Origin of the sequence: uncultured Ferrovibrio sp., assembly GCF_937960835.1 — a bacterium.
Taxonomy (GTDB): Bacteria; Pseudomonadota; Alphaproteobacteria; order Ferrovibrionales; family Ferrovibrionaceae; genus Ferrovibrio.
In genome coordinates, this window is sequence record NZ_CALGPC010000006.1 from 206,034 (window position 1) to 226,849 (window position 20,816).

Genomic DNA, 20,816 nt, shown 5'->3' on the forward strand with positions numbered 1-20,816 from the left:
CGGTCAGGTCTGCCAGTCGTTGATGCGGTCCAGCGGATAGATCGGCCGGCGCACCTTCTTGTAATCCAGGATGCTGTTGTCGGAGGTCGTCACGCCTTCGCCGTCCAGCGTGAAGGTCGCCTTGGCCAGCGGCGCGAAGCCCGCGCGGTAATGGATGCGCGACTTCAGCAGCAGATAGCGCTTGTGGCGCGGATCGATGCCGACCGAGGTGAACACGCCGGTATCCCAGGGCTCGTGATGACGCGAGACGACGACGATCTGCATCCGGCCATCCACCTCCAGCACCGCTGTCGGCCCCATCATCACCTTGTAGCCGTTATACATCGGGCCGCGCACGATCCATTCGCCATCCGTAATGGTGCGCACCTTGCCGGTAACCTTCAGCGGCTTGCCCTTCAATTTTAGCGACGGCATGTCGCTCTTGCCGCCAAGCTCCAGCGTCACCGTGGCGCCGACGCCGGCCTTCTGCATGATCTGCACGGCTTGCGGATCCCAGACCGCGCCGACCGCGACGTCTTCGAGGCCCTGACGCAGCACTTCGTCGATCACCGTCATCACGTCCTGCGTGCCGCCCGAGCCGCAATTGTCGGCGTGATCGAGCAGGATGACCGGGCCATCGGTGATCTGCTTGGCCTTGGCGACCGTCTCCTTCAGGTCGCGGTGGCGGTAGATATGCTGGTCGCGCTTGTCCCAGACGGCAGCAGCGATGCGGTCGGCGGCTTCGTCGGCCTGCTTCTGGTCGTTGCCGATCGTGATCACGGTGGCGCCCGCATCCTTGATATCGGCCATCGCAAAGCCGCCGAACACGGTGGCGGCGGGCAGGCCACGGGCCTCTTCCTCGCGGCAGGCCTGGATCGCCGATTTCATCGGCTCGTCATCGGTACCCTGGCACAGCGTCTGCGAAAGCAGGGGCAACTGACGCAGCGCCATGGCCGGCTTCGGCCGCTTGCCCGCGATCACCTCCATCACCACGCGGCCCACCTGGCGTGCCACCACATCCATGTCGACATGCGGATAGGTCTTGTAGCCGATCAGGCCGGTGCAGTTCTGCACCATCTTGGGCGTGAGGTTGCAATGCAGGTCCAGCGTCACGGCAATCGGCAGGTCGGGCGCGATCTGGCGGATTTTCTCCAGCAGCGTGCCTTCGCCGTCATCGGTGCTTTCGGCAACCATGGCGCCATGCAGGTCGAGCAGGCAGCCGTCGCAGCCCTTCGCCACCGCCTCCAGGATCGGATCGGTCAGGCGCTGGTAGGCATCCGCCGTCACCAGGCCGCCCGGCATCGCTTCCGCCGCCATCGGCAGCTCCACCTCCGCGCCGTATTCCTTCGCGAGCTGCAGATAGACGCCCAGCGGCATGTTGGTCTTGGCATAGGCGTCGATGGCTGCCTGTCCGGTATAGAGACCCCAGGCTTCGAACCGCGCCCAGTCGGTGACGATCGGCGAGAAGGTGTTGGTCTCGTGCTTCATCATCGCCAGGACGAGTTTCATGGGGCTCTGCCTCTTTTTGCTTTGTTGATGTCGGTTGGTGTCAGCGGAAGATCTCAGGAAGGATCGTCGGTATGCGAACGAAAGATTAGAACCACTCGCCCGCCTCTGTCACGCGGCATCTGTCATGCAGCAGTCGTGCTGGCGGCACCGGCCGCGTGTGATGACGCATTGCACAAAATGCACAAAGAAAAGGCCCCGGCGGTTTCCCGCCGGGGCCCTTCCTCTTCTCGGGTGTTTATGCCGGGATCAGTTGTTCCGCTGGCCGAAGAGCTGCAGCAGAGCCATGAAGATGTTCAGGAAGTTCACATAGAGCGAGGTGGCGCCGAAGACCGCCTGCTTGGTCTGGATATCGGCGGGGTCGCCCTCGTAGAACTCCGACTTGATGCGCTGGGTGTCGTAGGCGGTCAGGCCGGTGAAAACCAGCACGGTGATGGCCGAGATGGCGAACTGCAGCGCCGTCGAGCCGAGGAAGATGTTCACCACGCTGGCGATGATCAGGCCGATCACGCCCATGAACAGGAAGCTTCCCATCCCGGTCAGGTCGCGCTTGGTGGTGTAGCCCCACAGGCTCATCGCGCCGAACATCGCGGCGGTGATGAAGAAGACCCGCAGGATCGACTCACCGGTATAGACCAGGAAGATGGTCGAGATGGACAGGCCCATCGTGGCGGTGAAGGCCCAGTACAGAGCCTGCACGGCACCGGCCGACATCTTGTTGGCGCCGAAGCTCATCACCAGCAGCAGGCCAAGCGGCGCAAGCATCACCACGAAAGCCAGACCGCTGCCGAACAGGGTCTGCATCAGAGCCGGCGACTGGGACACGACCAGGGCCACGATGGCGCTCAGCGCAAGGCCAGAGCCCATGTAGTTGTAAACCCGCAGCATATAGGCGCGCAGCGCCTCATCGATCGTCGCACGGTCGATCGTGGTGGCGCCGTAGCCGTAGCGCGGCTGATTGAACGGCGTCGTCATAGGTGGAACCTCCTCAATATCGTTGCGGGAGGTATATTGTCAGGATGGGGCCCGATTTCAAGGTTATTCGCCCCATCAGCCTCTCGATAAGTCATTATACGGCCGTAATTTTCGGCACAGGCGTAAATTTAGCGCGCATAAATGTGGCGGCTGTACTAGTCAGTATGCGAACTATGACCTAGAAGCACGGCTCTCCCCGGCGGATATCCGCCCGATTCGAGGCCTTTCATGAAGCAGTCCATTTTGCGCCTGACCCTGATTCTCGGGGCGCTCACCGCGTTCACGCCGCTGGCGATAGACATGTATCTGCCCGGCCTGCCGGCCCTGGAGCGGGCGCTGTCCACCGATCCCGGCTCGGTCCAGCTTACCCTGTCGCTGTTTTTCCTCGGCCTTGCGGTGGGGCAGCTCTTCTACGGGCCGCTCAGCGACCGCTATGGCCGGCGCGGGCCGCTGCTGGTCGGCAACCTCATGTTCATCGCCGCCTCGGTGGGCTGCGCGCTGGCGGCGCGGATCGAGGCGCTGATCGCGTTCCGCCTGCTGCAGGCGCTCGGCACCAGCGCCGGCATGGTGATCGCGCGCGCCATGGTGCGCGACCTGTTCGAGCCGAAGGAAGGTGCGAAGGTCTTCTCGCTGCTGATGCTGGTCATGGGCGTGGCGCCGATCCTTGCGCCGCTGCTCGGCGGCTATCTGCTGATCTGGTTCGGCTGGGAGGCGATCTTCTGGTTCCTCGCCGGCTTTGGCCTGCTGGCGATGACGGCGGCGCGGCTCTGGCTGCCCGAGACCCATGGCGCCCAGCCGTCCAAGCCGCTCACCTTCGGCTCGGCGCTGCGCAGTTACGGCCAGCTTTTGGCCAAGCGGCGCTATATGGGCTACACGCTGACCAGCAGCTTTGCGATGGCCGGCATGTTCGCCTATATCGCCGGCTCGCCGTTTGTCTTCATCAATCTCTACCATGTGCCGGCCGAGACCTATGGCTGGATCTTCGGCACCAACGCCGCCGGCATCATTGGCCTGTCACAGCTCAATCCCATGCTGCTGCGCCGCTTCACGCTGGACCAGATGCTGACCGTCGGCGTCGCTTTGCTGGCGGTGTCGGGTCTCGTGCTGATCGGCGCGGTGCTGCTGTCCTTCGGCGGCCTGTTCGGCATCTGGCTGCCGGTATTCGCCTATGTGGCCTGTCTCGGTTTCGTGCTGCCCAATGCCTCGGCCAGCGCCATGGCGGGCGAGGCGGCGCAGGCCGGTTCCGCCGCCGGTCTGATGGGCGTGCTGCAATTCGTTGCCGGTGCCCTGGCCAGCGCAGCCGTCGGCGCGCTGCAGGACGGCACGGCTTTGCCGATGACCGGCGTGATCGTGGTTTGCGCGCTGCTGTCTTTCATCACGCGCTGGGTGATGGTGCGTTAAGACCGGAGCTGCGCCAGCCAGACGGTGTGGCCGCCGCAATCGGGGTCATTGGCCTGATGCGCCACGACCTTGAAGCCTTCGGTGGCCAGCAGGCTGCGGTATTCCTCCGGCGCCAGACTGGCGTGATACAGCGGCTCGCCGTTATAGCTGCCGATCGCCTCGCCATGATGCGGCCCGCTGGTGAACATCAGCGCCGCGCGGGGCGCCGCATGCTGGCGGAAGCGGCGGAACATGCCGCGCTGATCATCAAAGGCAAGGTGAAAGAAGCTGTCCCAGGCGAGGACGCCGTCGAACTGGCGCTCCAGCGCCAGCTGCCGCATATCGGCCTCGATCCAGTTCTGCTGCGGAAAACGCTGCCGCGCCAGCGACAGAAGGGTGGGCGAGCTGTCGACACCGGTGACGTCGCAGCCCTGTGCGATCAGCCAGGCCGCGATGGGTTCGGCATGGCCGCAGCCGATATCCAGCACGGTGGGAGAAGCCGGAAGCAGGGCGAGGAAGCGCTCCAGCCAAGCTTTTTTCGAATAACGACCGGCCGCGCTGGGCGTCGAAATCATGCGCATGGCGTTCGTAGAGCGCGACGATCTGCTCGGATGCTGAAGTCATGGAATGGGGCTCTGATCAGGTGGCGCGCAACAGCCGTGCCGGTTTTGCTGAAAGCGCCGGCCAGGCACCGATCAGTCCGAGCAGCAAAGTGGCAATCACGCCGCCGATGGCGGTCATTGCCGCAACGCCGGGTGCGAAGACGAAATTCGCGTTCATCATCAAGGATACCATGGCCCAGGCGGCAAACCAACCGAGCAGGAAGGCAAGGCTTGCGCCGACCAGGCCGACCAGGCCGTATTCGATCAGATGCGCAGCGAGGATATCGCGCCGCGTAGCCCCCAGCGCTTTGAGCACCGCGCTTTCCCGCAGCCGCTTGCGATGCTCGGCGGCAACCGCGCCCGCCAGCACGAACAGGCCGGCGATGAGTGTCACGGCCGCCGCGCCGCGCACCGCCGCGCCCAGTCTGGCGACGATGGCGTTCAGCTCGTTCAGCACGTCCTTCATGCGCACGACCGAGATATTCGGAAACTGCTGCGTCACGCTGCGGAACAGCGCGTTCTCGGCCTCGGGCGTGGCTTTCACGGTGGCGAGCAGGGTATGCGGCGCACGTTCCAGCAGGCCGGGCGAGAAGACCAGCACGAAATTGATGCCGAACGAACTCCAGTCCAGCCGGCGGATGTTGACGATCTCGGCCTCGATCTGACGGCCGAGAATATTGACCGTCAGCTTGTCGCCGATCCATACGCCCAGACCTTTCGCCGCGCGTTCCTCCATCGAGATCAGCGGCGGGCCATCGTAGTTCTCTGGCCACCATCTTCCGGCAACCAGTGTCGAACCCTCGGGTAAAGTACGGGCAAAGGTCAGGCCGCGGTCGCCTTGCAGCACCCAGCGTTGATCGGACGCCGCCTGCACCTGCTCGGCCGGCACGCCTTTGACGCTGGTGATGCGGCCGCGCAGGTTCGGCACGGTCTCCAGGTCGCGCGCGCCCGGCGTTGCCTTCACCAGGGCGACGAAGGCTTCGCTCTGATGGGGCTGGATGTCGACGAAGAAGAAGGCGGGCGCCTCGTCCGGCAGGCGCTCTTCGACCTGCGCATGCAGATTGCTTTCCACCAGCGCGATGGCGACCAGCAGCGTCAGCGAAACGCCAAGCGACAGCAGCAAGGCTGCGGTTGCCGCGCCCGGCCTGTGCAGGCTGGCGACCGCCAGCTTCAGCCTCGCGCCATGCGGCGGCATGGCGCGGCGCGCCAGGAAGGCGACGGCTGCGGCGATTAGACGGAACAGGATGAAGGCGGCAATGGCGGCGACGACGAAGAAGAAGGCAAAGCGCCGTTCGTCCGCGCCGAACACAGCCAAAGCCGCCAGGGCAGCGAACATCAGCAGCATGCCCGCGACATAGGGCCAGCGCGGCCAGCGCTGCAGCGGCGCCACCAGATCGCGGTACAGCGCAGCAGGCCGGATATCGGCAGCGCGCGCCAGCGGCCAGATGGTGAAGGCCAGCGCCACCAGCAGGCCGTAGAGGGCGGCCAAGGCCAGCGGCTGCCAATAGATGCCGGGCACCAGCGGCAGGGGCAGCACCTGGCTCAGCGCGCTGGCCGCCAAATTGGGAACCGCCAGACCGATGGCAAGGCCGATGGCAATGCCGAAGGCGGCCAGCAGCATCGTCTGCCACAGATAGACACGAAAGATCAGCCCGGTTGTCGCGCCGATGGATTTCAAGGTGGCGATGGTCGGGGTCTTGCCGTCGAGATGGGCATGCACGGCATTGGCGACGCCGACGCCGCCGATCAGCAAGGCGGTCAGGCCGACCAGCACCAGGAACAGCGCGGCGCGGTCGAGGAAGCGCCGCACGCCGGGGCTGCCTTCCTTCCAGTCGCGGATGCGCCAGCCGGATTCGGCAAAGGCGCGCTGTGCTTCCGCCTCCACCATGGCGCTGCTGCGCCCCGGCGGCAGCAGGATGCGGTAATGCCAATGCGCCAGGCTGCCGGGCTGCACCAGCCTGGTGGCGGGCAAAGCATCGAGCGCGATCATCACGCGCGGACCCAATGTCAGGCCATCGGTGGCGCGATCAGGTTCGCGCTCGATCACCGCGCGGATTTCAAAACTTGCTTCGCCGATATCGAGGCGGTCGCCGATCTCGGCTTCCAGACGGATCAGCGCCTGCGCATCGACCGCGGCGCCAAAAATGCCCTTGCGGACGGCCAGCGCGGCATCCAGTTCTGTGCCATCTCCCAGCCGCACGGAATCATGCAGCGGATAGGCGCCATCCACTGCCTTGAGTTCGACCAGGGTGCGCTGGTCGCTGCGCACCGCATGCGCCATGGCGCGCATCTGCACGGCTTCTGAGACCTTGCCCTGGCGCTCCATGAAGGCGCGTTCCTCAGGCGTGGCCGCGCGATGGGTCAGGCGGAATTCAATGTCGCCGCCCAGCAGGCTGCGTCCATCGCGCTCCAGTCCGGCGACGATGGCCGACGACAGCGTGCCGATGCCGGCAATGACGGCAACGCCCAGCGCCAGGCAGGCGACGAACAGGCGGAAGCCGCGCAATCCGCCGCGCAATTCGCGCAGGCTGAAACGGAGCGAGATCGGCATGGCGAAGGCCGCCTATTCGCTGCCGGCATGGCGCAGCGGCATCGCTGCGCCGGATTTCGCGATCACGCTTTTCACGCGGCCATCCTCGATATGCACCACGCGGTCGCACAGCGCGGCCAGCTTGTCGTCATGGGTAATCAGGATCAGCGTCGATTTCAGCCGCGTCGCTTCGCCGAACATCAGATCGATGATCGCATGGCCGGTGGTGCCATCCAGATTGCCGGTGGGCTCGTCGGCCAGCAGCAGGGCCGGGCGCGGCGCCACCGCGCGGGCCAGCGCCACGCGCTGCTGCTCGCCGCCGGAAAGCTGCGCCGGATAATGCGTCTCGCGGTGTCCTAAGCCCACCTGATGCAAAGCTGCGCGGGCGCGCTCCATCGCATCCGGCGCGCCAGCCAGTTCCAGCGGCACCGCGACATTCTCCAGCGCCGTCATGGTGGGAATGAGATGGAAGCTCTGGAACACGATCCCCAGCTTGTCGCGCCGCCACAGCGCCAGCTTGTCCTCGTTCATCATGTTGAGATCGGCGCCGGCGACACGCACCTGGCCGCTGGTCACCTTCTCCAGGCCCGCAATCACCGCAAGCAGGGTGGACTTGCCCGAACCCGAAGGGCCGACGATGCCGACATGCTCGCCCTGGCGCACCGTCAGGTCGATGCCGCGCAGGATATTGACCGGTCCCGCCGTGCTGGTGAGAGTGAGCTTGACCTCGGCCAGTTCGACAATCGGCGTGAGATCGACAACCGGCGGCTCCGCCTTAGATGAGGTCATACTCGTTCCTTGTGCGACCATGGATGGGCAATTCGTGAAGACAGTACACGCAGAATATGGACCATTCCTGCGGGGCCGCAACGCGGCATGGGCCGTGCTGGTGATGCTGGTCACGCTGCTGCTGGCCCCGCTGCTGCTGGCCCCGGTGCTGACGGCGGCGCTGGCGAGTCCGGCCAGCGCGGCGCAGAAGCTGCTGGTGCTGGGCGACAGCCTCACCGCGGGCTACAACCTGCCGCCCGGCGATGCCTATCCGGCGCAGCTCGAAGCCGCGCTGAAGGCCAGGGGCGTGAATATGCCGGTGATCAATGCCGGCGTCTCCGGCGATACCACCGCTGCTGGCCTGGCGCGGCTCGACTGGGCATTGGCCGAGAAGCCGACCCATGTCGTGGTCGCGCTCGGCGCCAATGACATGCTGCGCGGCCTGCCGCCGGAACAGGCGCGGCAGAATCTGGATGCCATCATCACGCAGATCAAGCAGGCCGGCGTCAAGGTGATGCTGGCCGGGATGCTGGCGGCGCCCAATCTGGGGGCCGATTACGGCAAGCGCTTCAACAGCATCTACCCCGACCTGGCCGCCAAGCACGGCATCCCCCTCTATCCGTTCTTCCTGGACGGCGTGGTGAGCGATGCCAGGCTCAATCTGGGCGACGGCCTGCATCCGAACCGCGACGGGGTTGCCGTCATGGTGGAGCGGACGTTACCCCAGATTTTGCGGTTCCTGGAGAACTGACCCCAAATCGTAGTTGTAAATTCAAGCATAGGCCGACAATAATGTGCCTGCCAGCAGAGGGGCTGGCGGGGGTGTGGAGTTGGGAGTTTTGTCATGGAGTTCCGTCGTTTAGGGCGCACCGACATTCAGGTGAGCCTGATCTGCCTGGGTACGATGACCTGGGGCGAGCAGAACTCCGAGGCAGAAGCCCATGCGCAGCTCGATTACGCGCTGGATCGCGGCATCAATTTCATCGATACCGCCGAGATGTATCCGGTGCCGCCGCGGGCCGAGACGGCCGGCCGCACCGAGACCTATATCGGCACCTGGCTGAAGGCCCGCAAGAATCGTGACAAGGTGGTGCTGGCTACCAAGGTCGCCGGGCGCGGTGGCGGCCCGCGCGGCTCGTTCGGCTGGCTGCGTGGCGATGGCGTGGAGGCGACCGATCTCAGCGCCAGGCAGATCCGCTATGCGGTGGAAGCCAGCCTGAAAAAGCTGCAAACCGACTATATCGACCTTTACCAGACCCACTGGCCGGACCGCTCGACCAACAATTTCGGCCAGGCAAGCTACGTCCATAGGGAAGAAGAAGCGGTTGCCATCGCCGAGACCGTCGAGACGCTGGCGGCCCTGGTGAAGGAAGGCAAGATCCGCGCCTATGGCGTCTCCAACGAAACGCCCTGGGGCGTGATGGAACATCTGCGGGTGGCGGAAAATAATGGCCTGCCCCGCCTTGCTTCGATCCAGAACCCGTACAATTTGTTGAATCGGTGGTACGAAGTCGGCCTGGCCGAATTCGCCCATCGTGAGGATGTCGGCCTGCTGGCCTATTCGCCGCTGGCGATGGGCGTGCTCAGTGGCAAATATCTCGGCGGCGCCAGGCCGGCCGGCGCGCGCCTGACGCTATTCACCCGCTTCACCCGCTACAGCAATCCGCAGGTGGAGCGCGCAACCGAACGCTATGTCGCGCTGGCGCAGCAGCATGGCCTGGATCCGGCCCAGATGGCGCTGGCCTATGTGAATACCCGGCCCTTCGTGACGTCGAACATCATCGGCGCCACCAGCATGCAGCAGCTCAAGACCGATATCGACAGCATCCAGGTGAAACTGACGCAGGAGGTCATTGACGGCATCGAAGCGATCCATCGCGATCAACCGAACCCGAGCGCCTGATTCCGGCTTTTAGAAGAGCGGAACCAGCGCTCTATTCTGGGCGCCTGACGCCCGCTCCAGCGGAGGGCATAGCCATGATCCGCTTGTTCGTCGCCATCAGCTTCCCCGACGAAATCCGTCGGTCGCTCGCTGCACTTTGCGCCGGGGTTCCCGGCGCCCGTTGGGTCAATCCCGAGCAATTCCATCTCACCTTGCGCTTCATCGGCGAAGTCGACGGGCGTACGGCGCATAGCGTCGCCGAGGAGCTGGGCAGCATCACAATGCCCTTCTTCGACCTGAACCTTTTTGGCGTCGGCACCTTCGGCGACAAGCGCAAGACCCATTCGCTGTGGGCCGGCGTGCGCCCCAATCCGGAACTCAACCGCTTGCAGGAGAAGGTCGACAACGCAGTGCTGCGCGCGGGCCTGCCGCAGGACCGGCGGAAATTCTCGCCGCATGTGACGCTGGCGCGGCTGAACAACGCACCGGTCGACCGGCTCGGCGCCTTCCTTAGCCATCACGCACTTTATACCGCGCCAGGCTTCCTCTGCGACCGCTTCGTGCTGTATTCCAGCTTCCTTTCCAGTTCCGGCGCGATCTACACGCCGGAACGCGTCTACCGCCTGGACGGCACCCATGCCGATGGCGACGAAGAGGACTGGATGTCGGCCGAGGCCGATCATTGGGATGCGCAGGAGGCCGCTGCCTACGGACATGGCGAGTAAAAAATCGATTGTGATTCTGACCGGGGCCGGGATTTCCGCCGAGTCCGGCCTCGGCACCTTCCGCGACAAGGACGGTCTTTGGACCAAATACGATCTGGAAGAGGTGGCGACGCCGCAGGGTTTTGCGCGCAATCCTGTGCTGGTGCATGACTTCTACAATGCGCGCCGCCGCAACCTGATCGAGGCCGCGCCCAACGCTGCGCATTACGCGCTGGCCGAACTCGAGAAGAACTGGGACGGCGATTTCCTGCTGGTGACGCAGAATGTCGACGACCTGCACGAGCGCGCCGGATCGGAGCGCCTCCTGCACATGCATGGCGAACTTCTGAAAATCCGCTGCGAACGCTGCCAGGACGTCGGCCGCTGGACCGGCGATCTCGATCTCGCCACCGCCTGCACCGCCTGCGGCACCAGCGGCAGCCTGCGACCGCATGTCGTATGGTTTGGCGAGATGCCGCTGCACATGGAAGAGATTTACGCCGCGCTGGAGAATTGCGACCTCTTCCTGTCGATCGGAACCTCAGGGCAGGTTTATCCCGCTGCCGGCTTCGTGGCAGAGGTGCGCAAGGTCGGCCGCGCCCATACGGTGGAACTCAATCTTGAGCGGTCGGACGGCTATTCGCTCTTCGCCGAGGGCATCTATGGCCCGGCCACCGAGATCGTTCCGGCCTATGTGCGCAGGCTGCTGAATGGCGGGATTTGAGGCAGCTTCAGTCGTCACTCTCGGGCTGATGGATCAATCCCGCGTCCTGCCCGGGTTGAGCCCGGGCATGACGCGAAGACTACTCCACGCTCGCCTCGATGCGGTCGATGTCCTCGTCGGAGAGGCCCAGATGATGGCCGATCTCGTGGATCAGCACATGGCGCACCACGCGGCGTAAGGTTTCGCCCGTCTCGCACCAGTAGTCCAGCAGCGGCCGGCGGTAGAGGAAGATCATCGCGGGCAAGGTTCCGGTATCGCCGCGCGCCTCCGCCGTGATGCCGCCGCCGCGATACAACCCCAGCAGATCGAAGGGCGTCTCGCAGCCCATTTCCTCCAGTGTTTCGTCATCGGCGAAATCCGTCACCTGCACCGGCACGCCGTCGATGAAGCGCGCCAGCGCCGGCCGCAGGCGGTTCAGCTCCGCCTCGGCGATCTGCGCGATATCGTCCAGGCTGGGCGCAGTCACGTCGGAATTCAACGGCATGTGGCAGATCGTCCCATAGTCACGGTTCGTCGGTTGAAGGGCATGGCCTTGCGCGCTAGCTTCCGCCAGCAACGCTCAGGTTTCACCCAAGAGCGCGCGGAGGAGGATGGCATGGCAATCGCGAGACTGGAAGGCGCCGCCCGGGCGGCCGCGTTGCAATCCCTGCCAGGCTGGCAGCCGGTGGAAGGCCGCGACGCGATTGCGAAGACATTCCGGTTCGCCGATTTCAATGCCGCTTTCGGCTTCATGACCCGCGTCGCATTGATGGCGGAGAAGCTGGATCACCATCCCGAATGGTTCAACGTCTATAATCGCGTCGAGATCACGCTGACGACCCATGATGCCGGGGGTTTGAGCGAGCGCGACATCGCGCTTGCCCGCTTCATCGAGGGCGCGGCTTCGGTCTTTGGCGGAAAGGCAGGTGGGGAATGAGCAATCCGCAGCAGCGCGGCCTGAAACGCGGCCTTGCCATTGTCGCCGCTCTGGTCGTGATCGGACTGGGCGCATTCGCCGCCTATAACTGGCTGGCGCCGTCGAAGGATGAGGGCGGCAGCGGCCAGGTCGCTATCGGCGGCGCTTTCGAACTGGTGGACCATAACGGCCGCGCGGTCACCGATAAGGATTTCGCCGGCCGCCTGATGCTGATCTATTTCGGCTTCACCCATTGCCCCGATATCTGCCCGACCGGATTGCAGACGATTGCGATGGCGATGGACGAACTGGGTTCGGCGGCCGACAAGGTGACGCCGATCCTGATCACCGTCGATCCCGAACGCGATACGCCGGCGGTGATGAAGGAGTATGTCGAAGCCTTCCACGAGCGTCTGGTCGGTCTGACCGGCACGCCGGAGCAGATCGCCAAGGCGGCGCGCGCCTATCGCGTCTATTACCAGAAGGTCGCGCTGAAGGATTCCAGCCTCGGCTATTCGGTCGATCATTCCGGCTTCATCTATCTGATGGACGGGCAGGGGCGTTATCTCAGCCATTTCCGCCACGACGCCACGCCCGAGCAGATAGCCCAGCGCATCAAAAGCAAGCTGTAACGGGTATTGGCTCGCCACTGGCCGCGCCGGCATCGGCGGTTTTTCAAGAAAATTTTGGCAGGTGATTTTTCGCCGTGCAGCGTTAGGTAGTAATGCCGCGGCGCAGAATAAACATGCGCCTACAGACGAATCACTGTATGACAGATCTCTATGACAACCAAGTGACCCGTCAGACCGATGGAGAAGACGAAGGGTTGGTAGGGGTACGACCCTTCGAAGTTAACCGTCTCGCAGTTCACCTGGCGCCATAAACAGCGCGCCATCGCACAGGGGTGGGACCTGATGCTCTACTCGCTTTATGAATTGCAGCATGCGGCGCTGCAGCCGATGCGCGCCCTGGCGGAAGCGCAGTCGCAGGCGCTGAAGCTTCCCTACCTGCCGCTCAACTACACGCCGGCCGCGCGCACGCTCGCCGCCAGCCTTGAAGTCTTTCAGACCATCACCAAGCGCTATGCCAAGCCGGAATTCGGCCTGCACACGACGCTGGTCGATGGCGAGCCGCGCAAGGTGGTCGAGCGCGTTGTGGTCAACGCGCCCTTCTGCCAGCTCAAGCATTTCGAGCGCGAAGGCTGCGAGAAACGCAATGACCCGAAGCTGCTGATCGTCGCGCCGCTTTCCGGGCATTACGCCACGTTGCTGCGCGGCACGGTCGAGGCGATGCTGCCCAATCACGAGGTCTACATCACCGACTGGCGCGACGCGCGCGATATCCCGCTGCGCGAAGGCCCCTTCGAGCTCGACGATTACATCGAATATGTCCGCGAATTCCTCGATATTCTCGGGCCGGGCTGCCATGTGATGGCGGTCTGCCAGCCATCGGTGCCGGTGCTGGCTGCGGTGGCGCTGATGTCCGCTGACAACGATCCGAATGTGCCGCGCTCGATGACCCTGATGGGCGGCCCTATCGATACCCGCATCAGCCCGACCGTGCCGAACAAGCTGGCGCAGGAGCGCTCGATCGAGTGGTTCGAGCATAGCGTAATCGACCGCGTGCCGTTTCCGCATGCCGGCTTCATGCGGCCGGTTTATCCCGGCTTCATCCAGCTCACCGGCTTCATGACGATGAACCTGGACCGCCATGTCGGCGCCCATGTGCGGCTGTTCCATCACCTGATCAAGGGCGATGGCGACAGCGTGGAGGCGCATAACCGCTTCTATGACGAGTATCTCGCCGTCATGGATCTGCCGGCGGAATATTACCTTCAGACGGTGAAGCGCGTGTTCCAGGATCACGACCTGCCGCGCAACACCTTTACCTGCCGGGGTGAGAAGGTCGACACCAGGGCGATCCGCAAGACCGCCCTGCTGACCGTGGAAGGCGAGAAGGACGATATCTCCGGCGTTGGCCAGACCCGCGCTGCTCACGACATCTGTCCGAATATCCCGAATTCCAAGCGCGCCCATCACCTGCAGGAGGGCGTCGGCCATTACGGCGTCTTCAACGGCCGCCGCTGGCGCGAGAATATCGCGCCCAAGGTGGCTGCCTTCATCCGCCAGCACAACAAGGGCTAAGGCCGGCATCGGGCGCTGAATGGCCCCCCGTTAGGCTGGATATTCGCGCCGAGGAGCTTTATGTGTCTCGGCCATGTCCCGCAGCCTGCCCTTCTGGCGCCGCAAGCGCCTCGATCAGATGACGCCTTCCGAATGGGAGGCGCTCTGCGACGGCTGCGGCAAATGCTGCCTCTATCGCCTGGAAGACGAAGAAACTGGCAAGCTGGAGCAGACCAACGTCGCCTGCCGGCTGATGAACTGCGCCACCGGGCAATGCAGCAACTACCCCAAGCGCAAGAAGCTGGTGCCCGATTGCATCCAGCTCACGCCGGCGAAGGTCAGGAAAATGAACTGGCTGCCGAAGACCTGCGCCTACCGGCTGGTGGAGCAGGGCAAGGATCTGCCCTGGTGGCATCACCTGAAAAGCGGCAGCCGCGACACCGTACACCAGGCGGGCATGTCGGTGGCCGGACGCTGCATCTCCGAGAAGGAGGCCGGCGATCTGGAAGACCACATCGTCTACTGGCTCGACCATAAAGGCCCGCCGAAGCCGCGGGGGTGACAGACTTGCCCTCGTCGTCATGCCACGGCTTGGCTGAGGCATCCATGAGTTGTTTTATCGGCCGCCTGATAAAAAGAACTCGTGAATGGCGCGCCTGAAGCGTGCCATGACGATTGAAAAGGGGCGCGACACGGCATCTCTCGTCCATCGAAACGCCGCATTTCTGCGCCATCATGCCTCTCATGCGAAATGCCCTGGCCATTACCCTGTTCATGAGCATCGCGGCTTCTGCCGCCGCGCAGACGCCTGGCCCCAATGAATGGGACCGCCTGCGCCAGGAAGACCGCCGCCTGGAACTGGAGCGCGAGCAGCGCAATCTCGATTCCCAGCGCTTCCGCGACAGCGAGCAGCAGCGCCAGATCGAGCAGCAGCGCCTGCGCTCGGCCGATCCGGACCGCCGCCGCATCGAGGAGATGAACCAGCGCCGTCAGGACGATGCGACGCGGCGCGCGCTGGAGAACGAGCGTCTGCGGCTGGAGAATCAGCGCCGCCAGCTCGAACTCGATCGCAACCGCCTGAATCAGAAATAACGGCCACAATGACGCATGGCCGGCTGACGCGGCGTCACGGCTGGCGTCCGGCCCGGCTTCCGCCTAATCTCCCCCGCCAGAGTTGTTTCACGGAGTTCGCGGGGGATTGAATGCTCGATGCCGACCTCATCGCCAAGTTCCGGCAGGTCAAACTGCTGTCGCTCGATCTCGACGGGACGCTGACCGATGGCGGCCTGTATTACGCCGAGGACGGCTCGGAGCTGCGCAAGTATTTCGTCCAGGACGGCTTCGGCATCGTCGCCGTCATGCAGGCCGGCATCGAGGTGGCGCTGATCACCCAGAGCGACACGCCCTCAATCAGCCGCCGCATCGAGAAGCTGAAAATCCGCCACGGCTATATGGGCATCCACGACAAGCTGCCCAAGCTGCAGGAAATCTGCGCTGCGACCGGCATCGGCCTGCATGAGGTCTGCCATGTCGCCGACGATCTGAACGATCTCGAATTGATGGGCGCCATCGGCCTGCCCGTGGCCGTCGCCAATGCCCGCCCGCAGGTGAAAAAAGCTGCCGTCTATATCACCGAAGCCTCGGGCGGCAACGGTGCGGTGCGCGAGGTCTGCGACCTGCTGCTCGAATACAGAATCTGACGAACCATCTCAGTCGTCAATTCACACAAAAGACATCAGACAAACCACAGACGGAGGAAGATCTATGGCCATCGACTTCAACAACCGCGTTGCCATCGTCACCGGCGCCGGTGCCGGACTGGGCCGCTCGCATGCCTTGCTGCTCGCTTCCCGCGGCGCGAAAGTGGTGGTCAACGATCTCGGCGGCGCGGTCGATGGCAGCGGCGCTTCGTCCAAGGCGGCCGATGCGGTGGTGGCCGAGATCAAGGCGGCCGGCGGCGAAGCGGTAGCGAACTACGACAGCGTTTCTGAGCCGGAAGCGGCGGCGAATATCGTCAAGACGGCGATGGATGCCTGGGGCCGCGTCGATATCGTGGTCAACAATGCCGGCATCCTGCGCGACAAGACCTTCGCCAAGATGGATCTCGCCGATTTTGACACGGTCGTGAAGGTGCATTTCCTTGGCTCGGCTTACGTGACCAAGGCCGCCTGGCCGATCATGCAGCAGCAGAATTACGGCCGCGTGGTGATGACCTCGTCGAATTCCGGCCTGTACGGCAATTTCGGCCAGTCGAACTATGCTGGCGCCAAGATGGGCGTGGTCGGCCTGATGAATGCGCTGAAGCAGGAAGGCGCGAAATACGGCATCCTGGTCAACACCATCGCGCCGGTCGCCGCCACCCGCATGACCGAATCCCTGCTGCCGCCCAAGCTGCTGCCGCATCTGAAGCCCGAATATGTCTCGCAGGCAGTCGCTTATCTTTGCTCGGAGGCCTGCACGACGACGGGCGACATCATCTCGGCCGGCGCGGGCTTCTACGCCAAGATGCAGATCATGGAATCGCAAGGCATGTTCTTCGGCGTCGATGCCAAGGTCACCATAGAGGATTTCGCCGCCAATTACGCGAAGATCACCGACATGTCGAACCCCCAGCATTTCGGCTCCTCCATGGAGGAGGTCGCCCATATCGCCAAGCCGTTCGTGTAAGACACGCTTCGGTGTAAGACACGTATCGCATCCCGGGCGCAGCGCAGCACCAGGTGGTGCGCTGCCGACCCGGGATTTTCCTTAGAAGAAATCCGGATACCTTAAAGGCGCTTCAGCGCCGCCTCGGCCAGCACATCGATCACTTCGTTCTGCGCCGTGGCATAGCGCTGCGCCGCTTCGCCCATCGCCTCTCGGCGCTGCGGCTCGGCCAGCAGAATGCCGGCAGCCGCCGTCAATTCAGCCTCGTCGGCAATCTGCTGCGCGCCATCGGCATGCAGCAATCCGGCGACCGCGTCGCTGAAATTGAACATCGACGGCCCGAACAGCAGGGCGCAATGGAGCCGCGCCGGCTCCAGCGGATTCTGGCCGCCATGCGGGATCAGCGAGCCGCCCATGAAAACCAGCGGGCATAACCGGTACCACAATCCGAGCTCGCCCAAAGTATCGGCGATGTAAAGATCGGTCTGCGGCGTGATCGCGTCATTGCGCGAGCGCAGCGCGAGGGCAAAGCCTTCCTGCGCCAGAGTGTCCGCGATCTCGGGGCCACGCTGCGGATGACGCGGCACGATGAAGGTCAGGAGCTGCGGAAAACGCTGCTTCAGGCTGCGATGCACGCGCGCGATTGCCGTCTCTTCGCCGGGATGCGTGCTGGCTGCCAACCAGCGCGTGCGGCCATCCAGGGCCATCTGCCATTGCACCACGGCATCGTGTTCTGCTGGCAAAGGCGGCGCGGCTTCCTTCAGGTTGCCTGCTTCCAGCACGTCGCTGGCGCCAAGCTGGCGCAGGCGCGCTGCATCCTGCCTGGTCTGCGCATAGATCGCGGTAAAACAGCCCAGCAGCCATTTCGCGGTTTTTGGCACCAATTTCCAGCGCCGGCAGGAGCGGTCCGACATCCGCGCATTGATCAGCAGAACGGGCAGGCCGCGACGGCGCAGCTCGCTCAGGATTCCTGGCCAGAATTCCGACTCCGTCCACAGTGCCAGATCGGGCCGCCAGTGATCGAGAAAGCGGTCGACGGCACCGGGCAGATCGACCGGCACAAACTGATGCAGGATCGCGTTGCCGCCGCGCTGCTGCGCCAGGGCAGCAGACGTTACCGTGCCGGTGGTCAGCAGCAGTGTGATGTCGGGCCGCGTCTCATGCAGATGCTGCAGCAGCGGCAGCACTGATTGCGCCTCGCCGACGCTGGCCGCATGGCACCAGATCAGCTTGCCGTCGGGTCGCGCATGAGAGGCCTCGCCGAATCGCTCGCCCAGCCGCGCCGGATCCTCCTTCCCGGAGGCCGCGCGCCGCTGCAACCAGGCGCGAATGACGGGCTGAATCAGGATGCCCGTGCCGCGCCACAGCGATCTGCGCCAATCAGAAGTCATGGATTTGTCGGTATTCGAAGAGTTTTGTTCGTCAACATTTGCCGGTCGCAGATTGCCGCAACGACAGCCGCAACGGAAGGGCTTGCCCCTGAGCGTTGAGACTGTCAGCCTGCCGTCTCGATTATTAAGGGGAGGGCGCCATGGCGAATGTCGAGATCGAAAAGAAGGGTGCGGTCACCACGGTGATCATCAACCGGCCCGCAGCGCGCAATGCGGTTGATCGCCCGACAGCCGATGCGCTGCGTCAGGCTTTCAAGGATTTCGACGCGGACGATTCCGCGCGCGTTGCCGTGCTGTGGGGCGCGGGCGGTCATTTCTGCGCCGGCGCCGATCTCAAGGCAGTGGCCGATGGCGACAAGCGCAACGATGTCTCGCCGGAAGGCGAAGGCCCGATGGGGCCAACGCGGCTGTTTCTGTCCAAGCCGGTGATCGCCGCCGTGTCGGGCTATGCGGTTGCCGGCGGGCTGGAACTGGCGCTGTGGTGCGATCTGCGCGTGGCTGAGGAAGATGCGGTCTTCGGCGTCTTCTGCCGCCGCTGGGGCGTGCCTTTGATCGACGGCGGCACGGTGCGCCTGCCACGTCTGATCGGTCATAGCCGCGCGCTCGACATGATTCTCACCGGCCGTCCGGTGAAGGCAGACGAGGCCTTGCAGATGGGGCTGGCCAATCGTGTCGTGCCCAAGGGCGAAGCGCGCGCCGCGGCTGAGGCTTTGGCAGAAGAAATTGCGCGTTTCCCCAATGCCTGCATGAAAGCCGACCGTGCCTCCAGCTACCGGCAATGGGATCTTTCGCTCGATGCCGCCTTGCATGATGAGGCCGAGGGCGGCCTGCCGATCATTCAGCAGGAGGCGATTTCCGGCGCCGCGCGCTTCAAGAGCGGGCTGGGGCGGCACGGCGACTTTTCGTCGATTTAGCTGCCGCTTCCTGCGGCAGCAGCCGCAGCATCTTCTTCATCACGGTCGGCAGCGCCGCTTCGCGCGGCTGCTGCCACAGGCCATCCAGCTTGGCCGCCTCGCGCGCGGAGATGCGGCCATGTACGGCTGCGATCTTCAGCGCGAAATGGGTGAAGACATGCTCCGTCTCGCCCGGCATCGGCTGCCAGTCGCAGTCCGTCGGCGCATGCTTCAGCGCTTCGCCATTCTGCCACGGCGTCTCGCGCCAGGGTGCGCTGGGAACTTCCAGCATGCCGCCAAGCAGGCCTTGCGGCGGCCGGCGGCGCAGCAGAACCGCGCCATCGTCGCGTTCCAGCAGGAAGGCCAGCGTATGCCGCACCGGTCGCCCGACTTTGGTGGCCTTGCGCGGCAGCGCCTGGGCGATGCCGGCCTTGCGCGCTTTGCACATCGCCGCCAGCGGACAGATCAGGCAATTGGGGGATTTGGGTGTGCAGACGGTCGCGCCCAGATCCATCATCGCCTGCGCGAAATCGCCCGGCCGCTGCTGCGGCGTAATGCCCTTGACGCGCTCGCGCAGTTCCGGTTTCGCCTGCGGCAACGGTGTTTCGATGGCAAACAGCCGCGCGATCACGCGCTCGATATTGCCATCCATCACGGCAGCCGGGCGGTTGAAAGCGATTGCTGCAATTGCAGCCGCCGTATAGGCGCCGATGCCCGGCAGTTCCAGCAGGCCTTCCTCGGTATCGGGAAAACGCCCGCCAAGTTTGCTCGCCACGGCCTGCGCGCATTTATGCAGGTTGCGGGCGCGCGCGTAGTAGCCAAGCCCCGCCCAGGCTTCCATCACGTCTTCCACCGGCGCTGCGGCGAGGTCTTCCACGCGCGGCCAGCGGCGCAGGAATTTGTCGAAATACGGAACCACCGCCGGCACGGTCGTCTGCTGCAGCATCACCTCGCTGAGCCAGACGCGATAGGGCTCCATCGGCGGCGCACCGGGCGGCGCGCGCCAGGGCAGCACGCGATGATGCCGGTCGTACCAGGCGAGCAGAGGCGTCGCGATGTCGGATGGCCGGCGGGGGCTGGGCATGGCGCGACCCTAGCATCGGCGAAGACGCAGGCAAGCATCGCGCGCGGATGATATGCGGCGTAGAATGCGGCCATGAGCGATGAGTCCGCCAAGAAGCCCGATTCAGCGAAGGTTGCAGCCAGGCAGGATGCAACGCGGCACGATCCTGGCCGGCGCTTCAATGCGCCCAAGGCTCTGGGACTGGCGACCAGCCGGCTGACCAATCCGGTGCTGAAGAAGCGCGGCGCGGCCTTGGTCGATATCCTTGGCCATTGGACCGCCATTGTCGGGCCGCTGCTGGCGGCCGAAACCCAGCCCGAGCGGCTGATCTATGCCGCAGGCGCAGGCCATGCCGCGACACTGGAAGTCGCGGTCAGCCCGGCCTTCGCGCTGGAGCTTCAGCATCTGTCTCCGCTGGTGGTCGAGAAGATCAACGGCTATTTCGGCTACCGCGCCGTGGCCGGTCTGAAACTGAAGCAGATGCCGATCCGCCGCCCCGAGTCGCCGCGCGACTCGGGATTGGCGACTCGGCGGGAGCGCCATCCGCTCACCGATCAGCAGCAGCGCCAGCTCGCCGAAATGCTCGCTGGAATCGAGGATAAAAGCCTGCGCCAAGTGCTTGAAAGCCTTGGCCGATCACTTCTTGGTGCGCGGCGCTGATCGCTGCTTTGGGCGCCTTGCCGGCGCCAGATTCTTGTGGATAACGGCAGAGTCCGGTTGAGGCCGGGTAGACCCATCCATAAAATGGCCCCCTA

At 64.4% G+C, this 20,816-nt stretch carries 22 protein-coding genes; 14 read left to right on the forward strand and 8 right to left on the reverse strand.

The window, feature by feature from the left end:
* Positions 1-3: 3 nt before the first annotated feature.
* Positions 4-1,488, reverse strand: a complete 1,485-nt coding sequence (locus Q0603_RS05340; RefSeq protein WP_298723127.1) for a M81 family metallopeptidase — start codon at positions 1,486-1,488, stop codon at positions 4-6.
* A gap of 246 nt (positions 1,489-1,734) precedes the next feature.
* Entirely contained in the window at positions 1,735-2,460 is a 726-nt protein-coding gene (locus Q0603_RS05345) for a Bax inhibitor-1/YccA family protein (protein WP_298723131.1), read from the reverse strand.
* Positions 2,461-2,688: 228 nt separating this feature from the next.
* Here Q0603_RS05345 and Q0603_RS05350 point away from each other — a divergent pair, with 228 nt between their 5' ends.
* Complete coding sequence (locus Q0603_RS05350) at positions 2,689-3,861, forward strand: Bcr/CflA family multidrug efflux MFS transporter (RefSeq protein ID WP_298723134.1); 1,173 nt, start codon at positions 2,689-2,691, stop codon at positions 3,859-3,861.
* Here the strand turns inward: Q0603_RS05350 and Q0603_RS05355 are convergent.
* From Q0603_RS05355 to Q0603_RS05365, 3 genes are read right to left on the reverse strand one after another with little or no spacing between them, the layout of a single operon-like run.
* Positions 3,858-4,421 (reverse strand): class I SAM-dependent methyltransferase, encoded by a 564-nt coding sequence (locus tag Q0603_RS05355; protein ID WP_298723137.1) that lies wholly within the window; start codon positions 4,419-4,421, stop codon positions 3,858-3,860. The two genes, Q0603_RS05350 and Q0603_RS05355, sit on opposite strands and share 4 nt — an antisense overlap.
* Positions 4,422-4,479: 58 nt before the next feature.
* Positions 4,480-6,993, reverse strand: coding sequence for an FtsX-like permease family protein (locus tag Q0603_RS05360; protein ID WP_298723140.1), 2,514 nt, complete (start codon positions 6,991-6,993; stop codon positions 4,480-4,482).
* A gap of 12 nt (positions 6,994-7,005) precedes the next feature.
* Positions 7,006-7,761: an ATP-binding cassette domain-containing protein gene (locus Q0603_RS05365; protein WP_298723142.1), complete on the reverse strand. Its 756-nt coding sequence runs from the start codon at positions 7,759-7,761 to the stop codon at positions 7,006-7,008.
* Positions 7,762-7,795: 34 nt separating this feature from the next.
* Between Q0603_RS05365 and Q0603_RS05370 the strand changes: the two genes are divergently transcribed.
* The 4 genes from Q0603_RS05370 to cobB all read left to right on the forward strand — a co-directional run bounded on the left by Q0603_RS05370 (position 7,796) and on the right by cobB (position 11,050).
* Positions 7,796-8,491, forward strand: coding sequence for an arylesterase (locus tag Q0603_RS05370; protein WP_298723145.1), 696 nt, complete (start codon positions 7,796-7,798; stop codon positions 8,489-8,491).
* 93 nt (positions 8,492-8,584) lie between these two features.
* Complete coding sequence (locus Q0603_RS05375) at positions 8,585-9,643, forward strand: NADP(H)-dependent aldo-keto reductase (protein ID WP_298723148.1); 1,059 nt, start codon at positions 8,585-8,587, stop codon at positions 9,641-9,643.
* Between the two features lie 74 nt (positions 9,644-9,717).
* Complete coding sequence (thpR, locus tag Q0603_RS05380) at positions 9,718-10,347, forward strand: RNA 2',3'-cyclic phosphodiesterase (RefSeq protein WP_298723151.1); 630 nt, start codon at positions 9,718-9,720, stop codon at positions 10,345-10,347.
* Positions 10,337-11,050 (forward strand): Sir2 family NAD+-dependent deacetylase, encoded by a 714-nt coding sequence (gene cobB, locus Q0603_RS05385; protein ID WP_298723154.1) that lies wholly within the window; start codon positions 10,337-10,339, stop codon positions 11,048-11,050. Before thpR ends, cobB begins: the two co-directional genes overlap by 11 nt.
* Before the next feature lie 79 nt (positions 11,051-11,129).
* Here cobB and Q0603_RS05390 read toward each other — a convergent pair whose 3' ends face one another.
* Positions 11,130-11,534, reverse strand: coding sequence for a metallopeptidase family protein (locus tag Q0603_RS05390; protein WP_298723157.1), 405 nt, complete (start codon positions 11,532-11,534; stop codon positions 11,130-11,132).
* Between the two features lie 42 nt (positions 11,535-11,576).
* On the opposite strand from Q0603_RS05390, the gene Q0603_RS05395 reads away from it, so the two are divergent.
* The 7 genes from Q0603_RS05395 (at position 11,577) to Q0603_RS05425 (ending at position 16,735) form a co-directional block, all read left to right on the forward strand.
* Positions 11,577-11,966, forward strand: a complete 390-nt coding sequence (locus Q0603_RS05395) for a 4a-hydroxytetrahydrobiopterin dehydratase (protein WP_298723160.1) — start codon at positions 11,577-11,579, stop codon at positions 11,964-11,966.
* Entirely contained in the window at positions 11,963-12,577 is a 615-nt protein-coding gene (locus tag Q0603_RS05400) for an SCO family protein (protein ID WP_298723163.1), read from the forward strand. Before Q0603_RS05395 ends, Q0603_RS05400 begins: the two co-directional genes overlap by 4 nt.
* A gap of 282 nt (positions 12,578-12,859) precedes the next feature.
* Positions 12,860-14,089, forward strand: coding sequence for a polyhydroxyalkanoate depolymerase (phaZ, locus tag Q0603_RS05405; protein WP_298723166.1), 1,230 nt, complete (start codon positions 12,860-12,862; stop codon positions 14,087-14,089).
* Between the two features lie 73 nt (positions 14,090-14,162).
* A complete protein-coding gene (locus Q0603_RS05410; RefSeq protein WP_298723168.1) occupies positions 14,163-14,630 on the forward strand; it encodes a YcgN family cysteine cluster protein in 468 nt (155 codons plus the stop codon).
* Positions 14,631-14,812: 182 nt separating this feature from the next.
* Positions 14,813-15,160, forward strand: coding sequence for a hypothetical protein (locus tag Q0603_RS05415; protein ID WP_298723170.1), 348 nt, complete (start codon positions 14,813-14,815; stop codon positions 15,158-15,160).
* 110 nt (positions 15,161-15,270) lie between these two features.
* Positions 15,271-15,768, forward strand: coding sequence for an HAD-IIIA family hydrolase (locus Q0603_RS05420; protein ID WP_298723173.1), 498 nt, complete (start codon positions 15,271-15,273; stop codon positions 15,766-15,768).
* A 64-nt stretch (positions 15,769-15,832) separates the two neighbouring features.
* On the forward strand, positions 15,833-16,735 hold the full coding sequence (locus tag Q0603_RS05425; RefSeq protein WP_298723175.1) for an SDR family oxidoreductase: 903 nt from the start codon (positions 15,833-15,835) through the stop codon (positions 16,733-16,735).
* Positions 16,736-16,836: 101 nt separating this feature from the next.
* Here the strand turns inward: Q0603_RS05425 and Q0603_RS05430 are convergent, their stop codons facing one another.
* On the reverse strand, positions 16,837-18,105 hold the full coding sequence (locus tag Q0603_RS05430) for a 3-deoxy-D-manno-octulosonic acid transferase (RefSeq protein WP_298723179.1): 1,269 nt from the start codon (positions 18,103-18,105) through the stop codon (positions 16,837-16,839).
* Positions 18,106-18,245: 140 nt separating this feature from the next.
* On the opposite strand from Q0603_RS05430, the gene Q0603_RS05435 reads away from it, so the two are divergent.
* Entirely contained in the window at positions 18,246-19,019 is a 774-nt protein-coding gene (locus Q0603_RS05435) for a crotonase/enoyl-CoA hydratase family protein (protein WP_298723182.1), read from the forward strand.
* On the opposite strand, the gene mutY is transcribed toward Q0603_RS05435, so the two are convergent.
* Positions 18,976-20,082: an A/G-specific adenine glycosylase gene (gene mutY, locus Q0603_RS05440; RefSeq protein WP_298723185.1), complete on the reverse strand. Its 1,107-nt coding sequence runs from the start codon at positions 20,080-20,082 to the stop codon at positions 18,976-18,978. The genes Q0603_RS05435 and mutY overlap by 44 nt on opposite strands.
* 72 nt (positions 20,083-20,154) lie before the next feature.
* Between mutY and Q0603_RS05445 the strand changes: the two genes are divergently transcribed.
* Complete coding sequence (locus tag Q0603_RS05445) at positions 20,155-20,721, forward strand: DciA family protein (RefSeq protein WP_298723187.1); 567 nt, start codon at positions 20,155-20,157, stop codon at positions 20,719-20,721.
* Positions 20,722-20,816 lie beyond the last annotated feature (95 nt).